This window comes from Mycobacterium sp. E2989 (assembly GCF_001667595.1).
Classification (GTDB): domain Bacteria; phylum Actinomycetota; class Actinomycetes; order Mycobacteriales; family Mycobacteriaceae; genus Mycobacterium.
Map to the genome: position 1 here is coordinate 1 of NZ_LZJX01000008.1, position 15864 is coordinate 15864.

The window sequence follows — 15864 nt, forward strand, 5'->3', positions numbered from 1 at the left end:
ACGCGCCCACCGTCGCCGAGCTGGAGTTGCTCATCGGCGACGAAGCAAACCGGCCGCAGCCGCTGGTGGCGGGGGAGGCGGCGGGTTGTCGCCGTCCCAAATGTTCTGGGCGACGTTGCCCTGCCCGAAGTACACGTAGTAGTACGTGTGGCAGATGTTGTTGTCCCAAATGACCGGATTGGTGACGTGGTTGCCGGTCGGGGGCAGTGGCTCTCCGGGGCACCAGCGGTGCGGGCCGCCATCGGCGTTGGCGGTTCCGGCGGCGAGCCCGAGACCCGCGACACCCAAACCGCCGGCAACCAAGGCGGTGGTCGCCAACCGCACGATTCGTCGCATCATGATCGTCCAATTCTGTCGGGTGGCGCCCCACTGCGGGCCGCTCTCGACTTGAAGTGGACAACGCGCTTGCCACTACCGATCCCAACTTGGGGCAGTAGCCGTGGCCGCCACGTCGTTTGACGTCGCCGGTCAGGACGCGACAAACGCGAGCAGGTCCGGGTTGAGGACATCCGCGTGCGTGGTCAGCATCCCGTGCGGGTAGCCGGCATAGGTCTTCAACGCGCCGTTCTGCAGTAGGTTGACCGCCCGGGGGACCGAGCTCGCAAACGGCACGATCTGATCGTCGTCGCCGTGCATCACCAGGACGGGAACGGTGATCGCGCGCAGATCCTCGGAGTAGTCGTGGAGCCAGGAAGACACGGTCTCATAGTGCGCGTGGGCGCTGCCGGACATGCCCTGTCGCCACCAGTTCGCGATGACCGCCTCGGAGGGTTCCACCCCCGGTCGGTTGAATCCGTAGAACGGACCCTCGGGCACCGCGCGGTAGAACTCCGATCGATTTCCCAAGACACCCGCCCGCACCGCGTCGAACCACTCCTGGGGTTGCCCGCCCGGATTGTCCTCGGCCTGCGCCATGTTCGGGGTCGGAGAGGACACCAGTATCGCCTTGGCGACCCGCTCCTGGTGGCGCGCCACGTAGCGGGCCACCTCGGCGCCGCCGGTGGAGTGCCCGATATGGACGGCCTCGCGCAGGTCGAGCTGTTCGGTCAACGCGGCCAGGTCGGCCACCCAGTGGTCGATGTCATTGCCGGTCCCGGTCTGCTCGGATCGGCCATGCCCGCGCCGGTCGTGAGCGATCACCCGATAGCCCTCGTGCAGAAAGAACATCATCTGCGCGTCCCAGTCGTCGGCCGTCAGCGGCCAGCCATGACTGAAAACGATCGGCTGGCCAGAGCCCCAATCCTTGTAGAAGATCTCGACACCGTCCGGCGTGGTGATGGTAGGCATGGTCGTCCTCTCGCAGTCACGGGCACACCCCGCGCTCGAGTAGAAGTCAACCGCATATCACCAGTTTTTTCTTGCGGGCTTTCAACAAATTGATGCCGGCGAGCTAGCGGGTGTCTTGCGTTGCGCCAAGGACGATCTGGGCCCCGTCGCCAGTGGTGGGTACGCCTACGAGCATGCGCTGAACGTGGCCTATACCGAAGGGACGGTATTCGATGACGCCGAGCGCGCCACGACCCGGCTGGTTCGGTTTTAGAGTGGACAAACCTGTTTGATCCAGCCTTCGATGGCACCGTCTTCAGGTTGAAGCACCCCATTGCGCCGCCAGAGCGAGGCAAGGGCGCCGTCAGCCGAGCACGACTCCGTGCTGCGACCGTTAAGGATCGTTACCGCAATCGTGATTTTCGCACTCGTATCATTGGATTTAGGAAAAGTCTGAAAGCTTTTCCGCTCAACGCCGATCGGCGTCCGCAAGCTTGGGGGGCTGATATGACAACCGCAATTGCCGCGCACGAGCCAATCGAGAAATACATTTCTCACACACACGACGATGTCGCGTGGGCGGTAGCGAGAGTCAACGCTACTGCCTGGCAAGGGGAAATTGTTCTCGCCGAACTGAGACCGCGGTGGCGACCCACGGAAGAAGAGGTCGTCCGCGCGGCGATAACCGTGATCTTCGTAGCTCTCATGGCGGTGATCGGCGTAGCCGCGGTCGCCATCTTGACCATGGGCTAGTAGCGGGTACGGCGGCGTCCGAACGTTTGGGTAGTGGTCGCCGAGCGCTTGGAGCGGCTTCGCATTTGGTGACGATTCAACAGTTAGGCGGCTAACAGGACCGATGCGAGGAACCAGGGGAGCGAGCGGGCCGGCAGGCAGGTATGCGCTCGCGCTTCTGGCGCTGTCCGCTCTGGCAGCCGGGTGCACGGTGAACGTCGACGGAAAAGTGGTAGCCGCTCCGACGATGGGCCATGCGCCTCAACCGCTTCCAACCAGTGCGCTGTCTGGATTGCTGCTCAGCCCAACCGAAATCGGCTCCATCATGGCCGCCCACATGGAGGTGGCCGAATCGGGCGACACCATGTACACCAATCGGCCCCTCGCCGATGGATGCTTGGTCTGGGCCGAGGCACAGGATTACTCCTACCAAGGCAGCGGCTGGACGGCCGTGCGCGTACAGCAACTGAAGGACCGTCGCGATAACGCGGATCACATTGCCTACCAGGCGGTGGTGGCGTTCCCGGGGGCTCTAGCCGCGAATGACTTCTACTCCGGCCAGGTAGCGGGCTGGGCGAATTGTGACAACCGGCGTGTCGATCTCCATGACCCGGGCGACCCCGCACCCCACTACTGGACGCTCAGTAAGGCCCGCGTGGAGGACAGCGTTTTGACGATAACGCGGGTGCAAGAAGACGGCGGGGGACTTTGGGCGTGCCAACGGGCGTTGACGGCCTCCAACAACATCGTCATCGATGTGAGCGCCTGCGCCGAGGATGTCGGCGACCGGGGTGCTCAGATTGCCCACCAAATCGCGAAGAAGATCTCTTGAGCGTTGTCGACTCGCGCCTCCGCTCTTAGCTGCCAGCCGGCCGTTGCGGGAGTTTCCCCAAACCGCGTCAGTTGTGGACTATGGTGTTGCTGATTGCTGCCATCGGGAGGTTTCCATGGAAGGGACCCCGTTCGGCCGGTACCGATTAATCAACTTGCTCGGCCGAGGTGGCATGGGCGAGGTCTGGCGAGCCTATGACACCGTCACCGATCGGATAGTCGCGTTGAAAGTTCTCCCGGCGCATTTTGCTGCGGACAAGACGTTCCAACAGCGATTCCGCCGCGAGGCCCACTCAGCGGCACGGTTGAACAACCCTCACGTGGTGCCTATTCACACCTACGGCGAGATCGACGGGCGGCTATTCGTCGACATGCGCCTGATCGAAGGGCGCGACCTGGCAACCGTGCTGGCCTCCTCCGGTTCAATGCCTCCCTCACGGGCGGTGCACATCGTCGAGCAGGTGGCACACGCCGTATACGCCGCGCACAAGATCGGATTGGTGCATCGGGATATCAAGCCATCCAACATCTTGCTCGATGAAAATGACTTTGCGTATCTGATCGATTTCGGGATCGCACGTGTCCTAGGCGAGACCGGTCTGACCGGCACCGACGCGGTGGTCGGCACGCTGCGCTACATGGCACCCGAGCGCTTCAAAGTCGGTGAGGCCGATGCACGCTCGGACATCTACGCGCTGGCCTGCGTGCTCTACGAGTGCTTGACGGGAGGCGCCCCATTTCCGGGTGACAGCATCGAGCAACAACTGGCAGGGCATCTGTCGGCGCCGCCGCCGCGCCCCTCTGACTCCGGCGCGCCCCCGGCATTCGATGCGGTCATCGCCACCGGCATGGCCAAAGACCCGGCCCAGCGCTACGCCACCTCTGTGGATATGGCACGCGCCGCGCGCGACGCGATCACGGTGCCGCTGCATGCGCGGGACCCAAATGTACCGTCGGACAACGTCACTGCCCCCACTCGAGTGGCCTCATGGCCGAGCGAGCCAACGCAGCAGGCGCAGAAGCAGGTAGCCGGGAATCGTAAGCGCGCCAAGCGATCTTGGGCGATTGCCGCCGCGGTGATCGGCGGGGTCCTGGTGTTGGGCGGCGCGAGCCTATACCTGATGCGCGCACACACTTCAACGGCTGGATCTACGCAGGCGACGCGACCGGCGACGGCCGCCCCGCCGCCGTCGGCGCCTAGCGGGGGAGGCACGCCCACTTCGGGAGTCACCGCCGTGCCAAGCGGTCCACCTACGATCGCCACCTCAGTACGGGTAGGCAATGGGGCCTTCGGTGTCGCGGTCGACTCGGCCGGCCACACCGCCTACGTCGCGAACACCGGCTCCAACTCCGTGTCGCTGGTCGATACCGGCAGCCGTACGGTCACAGCCACCATCGCGGTAGGACGCCACCCGGTGGGTGTTGCCGTGGATCCATCGACCCGGACCGTCTACGTCACCAACTACGACGACTCCTCGGTGTCGGTCATCGACACCACCAATGGCACGGTCGTCGCCAGAATCGGTGTCGGCAGCCATCCGGGCGGGGTAGTGGTCGACCCGGATGCCCGGATCGCCTATGTCACCAACGGTGATAGCGCATCGGTATCGGTGATCGACGTGACGACGCATTCCGTGACAGGGACGGTGCCCACCGGAAAAGGCCCAAGCCGCGTAGCCATCGATCGAGACGCGCACCGCTTGTTTGTCACCACTGCCGATCCAACAGTGACCGTCATCGATACCACGAACCGAACTGTCGTCGGTTCCGTCGCGCTTCGCGTCCACCCGGCCGGGATCGCCATCGACACCGCGTCGCACACGGCCTATATCGCCAGCGGCGACGATGCATCGGTGTCGTTCGTCGACACGATCAGCCTCGGCGTCACCGCTAGTGTGCCTGTCGGGCAACGCCCCGCGGGGGTGGCAGTGGACCCGCCGACGAACACCGCTTACGTGGCCAACTACAGCGGTGGGTCGGTATCGGTGGTCGACACCACCAAACGCATCGTCACCGGAATCCTTGCGGTCGGAAACAATCCACTCGCCATCGCCGTCGACCCAGTCACGCACTTCGCCTACGTCAGCAGCGACCTCAACCATGGCTCATTGACAGTGATCGAGCGCTGACGCCGGGGCACTTGCCGCTGGATGTCGTGGCGCACCGGTGGATCTTTACTCGGTGCTCTGGCTTGCCGTCTAAGACCGCGTTGTAAGTTCGTTCGGGCGATCGCCTGCGCATCAAGTGATTCGGTTTGAAGTCCCGTCCGGGCGAAAGGTCAACCGCAACTTGACCCGCCACAGCAAGACGCGAGAGGAAGCCAATGAGAACGATCGCAAACCGCCACACGGCAATCGTCGGCCTGGCCGCCGTCGCGCTGATCGCTGCGGGCTGCAGCAATGGCAATAGCGTCGACGCGTCGGCGCCGTCTCAGGTCGGGGTGAGCGCCACGTCCACGTCAAAAGCCCCGGCGCCGCCCACCGAGGTGAAGCTCATAGGGGAGCGCGACGTCGAGGTGACTCTGACCGGCCCGATCGCGGTCAAGTACTCGTCGGCAACGGAGGATCAGAAGAAGGCACTCGGCAAGCCGCTGACGGGTGACCGCAACGCGGGGACGCGGGACAGCGGCGCGGTGTTCCAGCAATTCCAGGGCGGCGCGATCATAGCCAGGAACGGCGCGGCCGACACACCGGCGTACATCATCGTGGGCAAGATCCGGGAGGCCTGGAATGTCCCACGTGGCCCGGACGGCACGCCCGCGGTCACCGGCACCAACGGTTCGGCAGGGCCGCTGGGCTTGCCCACCAGTGACGTGAACGCCATCGGCGACCTGCAGGTGTCGACCTTCGAGCACGGCAAGGTCGAGTACAACCCGGCGACCGGCCAGGTCGCGGTGACGGTAAACGACAAGGTCGTCCCATCGGGGCTCTAGCTCGAATTGCGCACGGCGCCCTCGCCGCTACCGCACATCGCCACTTGGATGGCTCGCATCAAGACTCCACCGGCTGGCCGACTCATCCCACAATCGCCCGCGCGGCGCGCTCTGCGATGAGCATGACCGGCGCGTTGGTGTTGCCGGAGATGATGGTGGGTATGGCCGAGGCGTCGACCACCCGAAGGCCGGCGACGCCGTACACGCGGCAGTCCGTGTCGAGCACCGTGGCGGCCGAATGCGGCCGCCCGCGAGCGTCAAAGGCTCCCATCGCGCAGGTGCCCACCGGGTGGAAAATAGTCGTACCGAGTTCGCCGGCCGCCTTCTGCAGCGCTTCATCGCTCACTACCTGCGGCCCAGGTAGCAACTCCTGCGGGCGGTAGCGGGCGAGGGCCGGCGCCGCCATGATCTGCCGGGTCATCCGAAGGCCCCGCACGGCGATTTGACGATCGGCGTCGGTCGACAGGTAGTTGCAGGAGATTTTCGGGTAGGTGAGGGGATCTGCACTGGCCATGCGCACATGGCCTCGCGAGGTGGGTCGCAGGTTGCAGACCGAGGGAGTGATCGCGCCGAAGGGGTGCAGGGGTTCGCCGAACTTCGGCAACGACAAGGGCTGCACATGCCACTCCAGATCGGCACTTCCCAGCGCGGGGTCGCTCTTGGCAAAAGCCCCCAGGGTGGAAGGCGGCATCGTCATGGGCCCCGATCGCAACAGCAGGTACTGAAGTCCCATGCCCGCGCGGGCGATCCAGTTCCGGTACAGGGTGTTGACGGTCGGGGCGCCCCGGACCCGGTAGATCGTTCGAATCTGTAAGTGATCCTGGAGGTTTTCGCCCACTCCTGGCAGATCGACGGCCACCGGCACTTGATGCTGGGCGAGCAGGCCGGCCGGGCCGAGACCCGAGACCTGCATCAGATGCGGCGACCCAATCGCTCCGGCGCTCAGGATCACCTCCTGGCGCGCCCGGATGTCGACGATTTGGCCGCCTTTGAGCAGGCGCACACCGGCGATGCGGCGCCGGGCCGTGGTCCAGGCGCCCCGTCGCTGGGCCTCGTGGACGTGGTCATCCATCAAAAGCCGCAACGCCTGAGTGTGCGTGTAGACGGTGAGATTCGGCCGGTGGGCGATGGGATGCAAGAAGGCATCGGCCATCGACCAGCGCCGGCCGCGCCGTTGGTTGACGTGAAAGTAGGCGCAGCCGGCGTTGTCGCCCTGGTTGAATTCATCGATCGGGGAGATGCCCACCTGGGCGGCGGCGGCCTGCCAGGCGTCCAGGATCTTCCAGCGCACGCGCGGTAGCTCGACGCGGATCTCACCACCGGCGCCGTGCCAGTCGTCGGCTCCGCCGTAGTAGTTCTCCAACCCTTTGTAGATCGCCAGTGTCTCGCCGGGACTGTCCGTCCCACCCCACAGCCAGCGCTCGTCGCCGGTGGCCTCCGCCCACAGCGCGTAGTCACTTGCCTGTCCGCGCATGTGGATCATGGCGTTGATCGACGAGCAGCCGCCGATCACCCGGCCGCGCGCGTAGTGAATGCTGCGGCCGGCCAAACCGGGGTCGGGTTCGGTGGTGAAGCACCAGTCGGTTCGGGGGTTGGCGATCGTGTACAGATAGCCCACCGGCACCTTGATCCAGAACCAGTCATCCTTGCCGCCGGCCTCAACCAGAAGCACACGGCGATCGGGGTCGGCGCTGAGCCGATTCGCGAGCAGGCAGCCTGCGCTGCCTGCCCCCACGATGATGAAGTCGAATTCGGCAACCGGATTCATTGCGAGTCCTAGTGTGCGCGATGACCACCACATCCCGCCGAGGAATGATGGGCCTCGATTGATAAGCGAGAACCGTTGAGCGGCAGGGCAGTACGCGGTAGCTCAACTTGACATAATGTCGCTTATCGGCACACCGGCAACCGGGCCGTTCGGCGCCGCCCACCCGAAAAGCCTGGCAGCGGCCGTCGTCTCGTGCGCAGCCGCTCACAGCTCTCCGCTCCGGTCGGTCTCGGATGGTCTTTCGGTCGCGCGCCGCGGGCCGCGAGAACGCACACGCATCAACCGCCGATACCTCGGCGCCGGGATGCGCGCGGTGCGCCCGAAGGGCCGGCAGTGCCACCTCGGGACTCACCCGCTGTCGATGGACTCGGCGGCATCAATACGTCACGGTGACGATTTGATGCCTGGCACGCCCCTTCGCATGCCACCAATCGTCATGGCACATCAGCCAATACCGAACGGGTCTCAGCGTTGCGCCTTCCGGTTCCGCATGGTTTCTCGGCTGCAGAATTTCCCGCCGTCGGGCTTGCCCACCCGCCCCATAGGGCCACGGCCGGCTGTCCCCCGGGCAGCAATCTCGACCGAAGACACGCACGCCCCCGCCGCACGAATGAGGCGCCGCCCCAACGCAATTCGTCACTGTGACGTTATGGTGGGGCCGCGCCCGACCGTCAGCCCCCGGGTGGCGACCAGTGCACCACCTTGACCGCGGTCAGCTCGTCGAGCAGTTCGGGTCCGAAGCCGAACCCCGTCCCACTGGCGCGGCGAGGCTCGGAGGCCCCGCCCGGCGCGCCGCCGACGACGGCGTTGATCTTGACGGTGCCCACCGGAAGGCTGCGCCATGCCTCCTGGGCATGCGCCATGCTGCCCGTCAGCACGGTGGCGGCAAGTCCGTAGCGGTCGTGCGCCGCCTCCGTCAACGCGGTGGCGAAGTCGGGCACCACCCGCACGGGCGCGATGGGACCGAACGTTTCCTCGCGCATGACGAGCATGTCGGGTGTGCAATCGGTTAACACGGTGGGCGGATAGAACGAGCCGGGCCCGGGTCGCGGCTCGCCGCCGACGAGCACGTGGGCCCCGCTGCCGGTGGCGTCCTCAACATGCGCGTGCACGTGTTCACGATGACGCTCGTCGACCAGCGGCCCGATCCGATCGGCCCACGAGATCGCCTCGTCGATCAACGCGTTGAGGAACGCGTCGGCAATCGATCGCACGACGTAGACGCGTTCCACCGACACGCAGATCTGTCCGGCGTTGGCGAAGGCGCCGAGCGCCGTCTGGGCGGCCGCCCAGGTCGGGTCGACGTCGGCGTCGACGATCAACGCGTCGTTGCCGCCGCTTTCCAGCAGCGCCTTGGCGCCGCGTTCGGCGCAGGCCCGGGCGATCTCCCGGCCGGTCGCACTGCTGCCGACATGGGCGACGACATCGACCTGCTCCGCGCCCGCCAGCCGTTCCCCGACGGTTCCGTCGCCGTCCACGATCTCGAGCACGCCTGTGGGCAGTCGAGCCGCCAGCAGTTCGGCGAACCGGCGCCCCGTTTGCGGGCAGCGCTCACTTGGCTTGTGCACGACCGTGTTTCCGGTGACGAGGGCCGCGCCGAGCAGCCCGGCCGCCACGGCGACGGGATCGTTCCACGAGGTGATGACCGCGACCACGCCGCGCGGCTGGGGAACCATGAGATCGGTGGCCGACCAGCCGCCCTGCAGGGCGTGCCCGCGGTGCAGGGGCCCCAGTTGGGCGTATTGCAGGAGCGTGTCGATCCCGGCGTCCACGCCGGCGCGGGCGTCGTCGCGCAGCTTGCCGGTTTCCCGCTCGTTCAGTTCGGCGAGTTCGTCGGCCGCGGCGCGGACGTCGTCGGCGGCAGCCGCGACGGCGGCAGCCCGTTCGGCCGGCGACGTGCGCGCCCACGCCTCGGCGGCGGCAGCGGCGCGCCCGACCGCTTCGTCGCAGTCGGCCGGCTCGGTGATCGGCACCTGCGTGACGGTGTCGCCGGTGCGTGGATCCAGGACGCTGATGATTTTGGTAAGGGTCGAAGCCACGACCCCGGATACCCTGTCCCCCGAAAGGCCAATCAGCCGCGCCCGAGCGGCGCTGGTCAGGCCGGGAAGTTGCGCCGGCGCAGATTGCCGGTCCGGTATGGTCGGCGTGTCCGCGGGGGCCGAAGGATAGAGGGCTTGATGGCAAATTGGTCGGCCGACAACGCCTTCACCGCCCGGCAGGCGGTGAACCCGGGCCTGCGCAAGGTCGCCCGGTTCCTGCCCCGCGGATACGCCCTGCATCGGGGTCTCAAGGTTCAGCGCGCGATCATGAACGTCTTCAGTAGCACCGGGCGGCTGCGCGATGTGCCGGAGGCGGCGGTCGACGAGCACGTCACCGTTCGCCTGCACCGCCCGGCCGGTCTTCCCGAGCGGGCACCCGCACTGTTGTGGGTTCACGGCGGCGGCACGATCATGGGCCACGCCGCCCAGGACGACAAATACCTTCGCAAGCTGTCGCGGATGACCGGTGTCGCGATCGCGGCGGTCGAACACCGCCTCGCCCCCGAGCATCCCTATCCGATTCCGGTCGAAGATTGCTACGCGGCGCTGCTGTGGCTCGCGCGTCAACCCTGGGTCGACCCGGACCGAATCGCGGTGGGCGGCGCAAGCGCCGGTGGGCATTTCGCGGCGGCGATCGCGCAACGGGCCCATGACCGCGGAGACGTCCGCCCGATCTTTCAGATGCTGGTGTATCCCATGCTCGACGATCGCACCGGCACCAAACACGGCGGCCCCAAACGCATCATGTGGACCGAGACCGACAACCAGCTGGCGTGGCATTGGTACCTGAACGGCGCGGATCCCACCGAGGCCGCCCCGGCGCGTCGCGACGATCTGTCCGGCCTACCGCCGGCATGGATCGGGGTCGGCACGCTGGACCTCTTCTATGAGGAATGCCGCCTCTACGCGCGACGCCTGCGCGAGGCGGGGGTTCCCGTGCACGAGGAGATCGCCCCAGGCGCGTTCCACGCGTTCGACCAGATTGTGGACAAGGCCCCGGTTTCGGTGAAGTTTTTCAGCAGCCAGTGCGATCACCTTCGGGACGCCCTGGTCGCGCCCCGCGCCTAGCGACGAAGTATGTTGCGCGCCAGGGGCATTCGCGGTCCCGCGAAACGGAACGTGCCCTTGGCGGCCGCCGCGACGCGGAACACCGCACCCGCCCTCCGACGGGACGGGCGGCCCAAATCCGGCGCCTTTTGACTGCAAAGTGTGCAGAACGTGCAACTATGGGTGGATGTCCAACCCGGTCGGCCTGCGCGAGCGCCGCCGCCGCCAGACGAGCGCCGACATCCGCGACGCCGCGGTGCGGCTGGCGCTGGAACGCGGATTCGACAAGGTGACCATCGACGAGATCTGCGCCGACGCCGGCGTCTCGACGCGCACCTTCTTCAATTACTTTCCGAACAAAGAGTCCGCGATCGCATACGGCCCGTCGGACATACCCCCGGAGCTGGTAGCGGAGTTCGTCGCGGCGGGGCCCGCCCCCTACTCGGTGGTGCTGGCGGAGCTCATCACGCTGGCCGCACACCACCTGCGCGACGTGCCGCCGAAACGCGAACAAGCGGCCGGCATGCTGGAACTCGCCAAGACCTCCCCAGCGGTGTTGGCCGCGTTCCTCGCCGAGCTGGAGCGGTTCCAGAACCACCTGACCGACGTCGTCGCGCGTCGCCAGGGCATGCGCCCCGAGGACGAGATCCCCGCGCTGATCGCCGCGCTCGCCTTGACGGCCGTGCGCTCGGGCATCGAGCGCTGGTCCAGCGGAGAAGCCGGCGCCACCGACGACACGCCGATGCCCTACGTGGAACGGGCCGCCGCGCTGGTCAACGGCATCTTCACGAAGTGACCTGAAACACCGCTGCCCTTTATTGCATGACGTGCAAGATATGCACAATATGTACTATGCTCATCAGGCAGTCTCCGGAAGCGCTTCATGAAGTAGGTGTCGCCGGTACCAGGGCCGACTGCCGGTGCGCTTGGGCAGCCGTACCCGCTTCGGGCGTTCGAGCGCGCACGCATCAAGTGATCGGCAAAACCATTGCGGCGCAACGCAAATTGTGGCGCTTCCCTGCCCATGGGCAGTGCGCCGGCCACGCTGACGCTGACGAGATGGCGGCCGCCTGACGGGAAGGGGATCACCTAGGTGCAGGTATCGAAGCTTGTGCGCAACGCGTGGTTGCCGTTGCTGATCGTCGCGGTCCTGGTGGTCGGCGGCTTTGCCGTGGCCCGGGTCAAGTCCTTTTTCGGTGCCCAGGACACGGGCATCATGACCAGCCCACGCCTGGACGATTCCAAGCCCTTCAAGCCCAAGGTCGTCAAGTACGAGGTATTCGGCTCGGCCAGCAGCGCGAATGTCAACTACCTGGACCTGTCCGCGGACCCGAAGCGGGTCGACGGCGCGCCCTTGCCGTGGACGCTGGTGCTCAGCACGACCGCACCATCGGTATTCCCGAACCTGTCGGCGCAGAGCGACGGGGATTCCCTCGGTTGCCGCATCACCATCGACGACGAAGTCAAGGCCGAGAACCAAACCAACGGCGTGCACGCCCTGACCTTCTGCTTGGTGAAATCCGCATGAGCGCACATTTCGATGACGCCCGCACCGACACCATCCCCGCCGTCGCCGGCGAACCGATTCGGGACAAGATTCCGCGGCTGATCCGAACATTTGCGGTGCCCATCATCCTGGGCTGGATCGCGATCATCGCGGTGCTCAACACCGTCGTCCCGCAGCTGGACGAGGTGGGGAAGATGCGCTCGGTGGAGATGACTCCCGACGACGCGCAGTCGGTCGTCGCGACCAAGCGCATGGGCGCAATCTTCAACGAGTACAAGTCCAACAGCTCGGTCATGATCGTGCTCGAGGGCCAAAATCCCCTCGGCGCCGACGCCCACGCCTACTACGACCAAATGGTCAAGAAGCTCGACGCCGACACCAAACACGTTGAGCACGTGCAGGACATGTGGAGCGATCCGCTCACCGGGGCGGGCGCCCAGAGCAACGACGGCAAGGCCGCCTACGTCCAGGTGTACCTGGCGGGTAACCAGGGCGAGGCCCTGGCCAACGAGTCGGTCGAGTCCGTCCAGAACATCGTCAAGAGCCTGCCCCCGCCCCACGGGGTGAAGGCGTACGTCACCGGGCCCGCGGCGCTTTCGGCCGATCAGCACACCGCCGGCGACCGCAGCCTGCAGGTCATCACCGCGGCCACCTTCACGGTGATCATCGGCATGCTCCTGTTGGTCTACCGGTCGGTCGTCACCGTCTTGCTCACGCTGGTGATGGTGGTCTTCGAGCTGTCGGCCGCGCGAGGAATGGTCGCTTTCCTGGGCTATTACAAGATCATTGGGCTTTCGACGTTCGCCACCAACCTGTTGGTCACGTTGGCGATTGCGGCCGCTACCGACTATGCGATCTTTTTGATCGGGCGATATCAGGAAGCCCGTGCCGTGGGCGAGTCACGCGAGGACGCGTACTACACGATGTACAAGGGCACCGCTCACGTGGTGCTCGGGTCGGGTCTGACTATCGCCGGCGCGACCTTCTGCCTGCATTTCACCAACTTGCCCTATTTCCAGACGCTGGGCATCCCGCTGGCCATCGGCATGGTGGTGGTCGTGGCGGCGGCTCTCACGCTTGGGCCCGCGGTCATTTCGGTGGCGACCCGCTTCCGCAGGACGCTCGAACCCCGGCGGACGCAACGCATTCGCGGGTGGCGCAAGATCGGCGCGGTCGTGGTTCGCTGGCCCGGGCCGATCCTGGTCGTGACGATCGGGATCGCCCTGATCGGCTTGCTGACCCTGCCCGGGTACCGCACCAATTACAACGACCGCAACTATCTGCCGGCCGACCTGCCCGCGAACGAGGGCTACGCGGCCGCGGATCGGCACTTCTCCCAGGCGCGGATGAATCCCGAAGTGCTGATGATCGAGAGCGATCACGACCTGCGCAACTCCGCGGACTTCCTGGTCATCGACAAGATCGCCAAGACGGTCTTCCGGGTGCCCGGAATCGGCCGCGTGCAAGCCATCACGCGGCCACAGGGCACGCCGATCGAGCACACGTCGATCCCATTCCAGATCAGCATGCAGGGCGTCACCCAGCAGATGAACCAGAAGTACCAACAAGACCAGATGGCCGACATGCTGCACCAGGCCGACATGATGCAGACGACCATCGACAGCATGGAAAAGATGTCGAGCATCACGGCGCAGATGGCCAACGACATGCATCAGATGGTCAAGAAGATGCACGACATGACCATCGACATCAACGAATTGCGCCAGCACATGGCCGATTTCGAGGATTTCTTCCGGCCGATCCGCAGCTACCTGTACTGGGAACGGCACTGCTACGACATCCCGGTGTGCTGGTCGCTGCGCTCGGTGTTCGACGGCCTGGACGGCATCGACATCATGACCGACGACATCGAGAGCCTGCTGCCGATCATGGACCATCTGGACACGCTGATGCCGCAGATGGTGGCGCTGATGCCGTCGATGATCGAGAACATGAAGGCCATGAAAACCACGATGCTGACCATGTATTCGACCCAGAAGGGTCTACAGGATCAGCAGAACGAGGCGCAGAAGAACTCCAACGCCATGGGTAAGGCCTTCGACGCGTCCAAGAACGACGACTCGTTCTACCTGCCGCCGGAGACCTTCAACAACGCCGAGTTCAAGAAGGGGATGAAGAACTTCATTTCGCCCGACGGGCACGCGGTCCGCTTCATCATCAGCCATGACGGCGATCCGATGTCGCAGGAAGGCATTTCGCACATCGGCGCCATCAAGAAGGCCGCGTACGAGGCGCTCAAGGGCACGCCGCTGGAGGGGTCGAAGATCTATCTGGCGGGCACCGCGTCGATCTACAAGGACCTCAGCGACGGCAACACCTATGACCTGCTGATCGCCGGGATCTCTTCGCTCTGTTTGATTTTCATCATCATGCTGCTGATCACGCGCGGGGTGGTGGCGTCCGCGGTGATCGTGGGCACCGTCTTACTCTCGCTGGGCGCGTCGTTCGGCCTATCGGTGCTGATCTGGCAGCACCTCATCGGCATCGAACTGCACTGGATGGTGCTCGCGATGTCGGTCATCATCCTGTTGGCCGTGGGTGCGGACTACAACCTGCTGTTGGTGGCGCGGTTCAAGGAGGAGATCTACGCCGGGCTTAACACCGGAATCATCCGGTCGATGGGCGGTACCGGCTCGGTCGTCACCTCGGCCGGCCTGGTGTTCGCCTTTACGATGATGACGATGGCGGTCAGTGAGCTCACGGTCATCGGGCAGGTGGGTACCACGATCGGACTGGGTCTGCTGTTCGACACCCTGATCGTTCGGTCACTGATGACCCCATCGATCGCCGCGTTGCTGGGCAAGTGGTTCTGGTGGCCGCAACGCGTGCGTCAGCGCCCGGTTCCCTCGCCGTGGCCCAAGCCGAGCGACGAGAAGGCGCCCGAAGAGGCCGAATCCCTCGCCCCCGTTAGGTAACCCACTCCGGCTGCCCGGCGGTGTCGACCGCCGAGAAGTCCTTGTGGCCAAGGCCGGCCGTCGTGCCGCCGTCAACCACGAACTCCGAACCGGTCGAATAACTCGACTCGTCGCTGGCCAGGTAGACGACGAGGTTGGAGACCTCCTTGGGCTGGGCGATCCGGCCCAGCGCGGTCTGGAAGATGTCCTCGGGCACCCACTCGGTCATCGGCGTCTTGATCAGCCCGGGATGGATCGAGTTCACCCGGATCCCGCTGGGCCCCAACTCAAGTGCGGCCGACTTGGTCAGCCCGCGGACGGCGAACTTGGTGGCGGTGTACCCGTGGCAGGCGATCGTGCCGGCGATCCCCTCGATGGAGGAGATGTTGATGATCGATCCCCGCCCGGCCTCCTTCATGGGTTTCACCACGGCGCGGATGCCGAGAAACACGCCCGTCAGGTTGATGTCCAGGATCCGCTGCCACTCCGAGAGCGCGTAGTCCTCGAAGGTGCCGACGTTGATGATGCCGGCGTTGTTGACGAGCACGTCGATGCCACCGAACTCGCTGAGGGCGGTGGCCACCGCGGCATCCCAGTCCTCGGGTTTCGTCACGTCGAGGTGCAGATAGCGGGCCGCGTCTCCGACCTCCGCCGCCACCGCCTTGCCCTCGTCGTCGAGGATGTCGCCGAACACCACCTTGGCCCCCTCGGCCACCAGCGTCCGCACGTGCGAGGCCCCCATCCCCCGCGCACCCCCGCTGATGAGCGCGACCTTTCCGGCCAACCGATCTGCCACTGCGATTCTCCTGTCGTGTGAGTCCTAAGCA

The 15864-nt window shown here is 65.7% G+C and carries 13 protein-coding genes; 8 read left to right on the forward strand and 5 right to left on the reverse strand.

Annotated elements, in window-relative coordinates; translation table 11 throughout:
* Positions 1–30 precede the first annotated feature (30 nt).
* Together A5680_RS02245 and A5680_RS02250 are read right to left on the reverse strand one after the other, a co-directional pair.
* A complete protein-coding gene (locus A5680_RS02245) occupies positions 31–339 on the reverse strand; it encodes a hypothetical protein (RefSeq protein ID WP_067815667.1) in 309 nt (102 codons plus the stop codon).
* Between the two features lie 129 nt (positions 340–468).
* Complete coding sequence (locus A5680_RS02250; RefSeq protein ID WP_067815670.1) at positions 469–1287, reverse strand: alpha/beta fold hydrolase; 819 nt, start codon at positions 1285–1287, stop codon at positions 469–471.
* Positions 1288–1587: 300 nt separating this feature from the next.
* Here A5680_RS02250 and A5680_RS26145 point away from each other — a divergent pair, with 300 nt between their 5' ends.
* The 4 genes from A5680_RS26145 (at position 1588) to A5680_RS02270 (ending at position 5761) form a co-directional block, all read left to right on the forward strand.
* The gene (locus A5680_RS26145) at positions 1588–2019 is read left to right on the forward strand and encodes a hypothetical protein (protein ID WP_231977543.1); all 432 of its coding nucleotides are present in this window, start codon (positions 1588–1590) and stop codon (positions 2017–2019) included.
* A gap of 190 nt (positions 2020–2209) precedes the next feature.
* Positions 2210–2830, forward strand: coding sequence for a sensor domain-containing protein (locus A5680_RS02260; protein ID WP_231977544.1), 621 nt, complete (start codon positions 2210–2212; stop codon positions 2828–2830).
* Between the two features lie 115 nt (positions 2831–2945).
* Complete coding sequence (locus A5680_RS02265) at positions 2946–4958, forward strand: serine/threonine-protein kinase (protein ID WP_082970237.1); 2013 nt, start codon at positions 2946–2948, stop codon at positions 4956–4958.
* Positions 4959–5152: 194 nt separating this feature from the next.
* On the forward strand, positions 5153–5761 hold the full coding sequence (locus tag A5680_RS02270; RefSeq protein WP_067815682.1) for an LGFP repeat-containing protein: 609 nt from the start codon (positions 5153–5155) through the stop codon (positions 5759–5761).
* A gap of 82 nt (positions 5762–5843) precedes the next feature.
* Here the strand turns inward: A5680_RS02270 and A5680_RS02275 are convergent, their stop codons facing one another.
* On the reverse strand, positions 5844–7529 hold the full coding sequence (locus A5680_RS02275; protein WP_067815685.1) for a GMC family oxidoreductase: 1686 nt from the start codon (positions 7527–7529) through the stop codon (positions 5844–5846).
* Positions 7530–8200: 671 nt separating this feature from the next.
* Positions 8201–9568: an aldehyde dehydrogenase gene (locus A5680_RS02280; RefSeq protein WP_369827590.1), complete on the reverse strand. Its 1368-nt coding sequence runs from the start codon at positions 9566–9568 to the stop codon at positions 8201–8203.
* A 138-nt stretch (positions 9569–9706) separates the two neighbouring features.
* On the opposite strand from A5680_RS02280, the gene A5680_RS02285 reads away from it, so the two are divergent.
* From A5680_RS02285 to A5680_RS02300, 4 genes are all read left to right on the forward strand, one after another.
* Positions 9707–10636, forward strand: coding sequence for an alpha/beta hydrolase (locus A5680_RS02285; RefSeq protein ID WP_067815687.1), 930 nt, complete (start codon positions 9707–9709; stop codon positions 10634–10636).
* A 166-nt stretch (positions 10637–10802) separates the two neighbouring features.
* On the forward strand, positions 10803–11411 hold the full coding sequence (locus A5680_RS02290; RefSeq protein WP_055399290.1) for a TetR/AcrR family transcriptional regulator: 609 nt from the start codon (positions 10803–10805) through the stop codon (positions 11409–11411).
* 297 nt (positions 11412–11708) lie between these two features.
* Positions 11709–12143, forward strand: coding sequence for an MmpS family transport accessory protein (locus A5680_RS02295; RefSeq protein WP_197281027.1), 435 nt, complete (start codon positions 11709–11711; stop codon positions 12141–12143).
* Positions 12140–15058, forward strand: a complete 2919-nt coding sequence (locus A5680_RS02300) for an RND family transporter (protein ID WP_067815690.1) — start codon at positions 12140–12142, stop codon at positions 15056–15058. Before A5680_RS02295 ends, A5680_RS02300 begins: the two co-directional genes overlap by 4 nt.
* On the opposite strand, the gene A5680_RS02305 is transcribed toward A5680_RS02300, so the two are convergent.
* The gene (locus tag A5680_RS02305; RefSeq protein WP_055399295.1) at positions 15051–15833 is read right to left on the reverse strand and encodes an SDR family oxidoreductase; all 783 of its coding nucleotides are present in this window, start codon (positions 15831–15833) and stop codon (positions 15051–15053) included. The genes A5680_RS02300 and A5680_RS02305 overlap by 8 nt on opposite strands.
* Positions 15834–15864 lie beyond the last annotated feature (31 nt).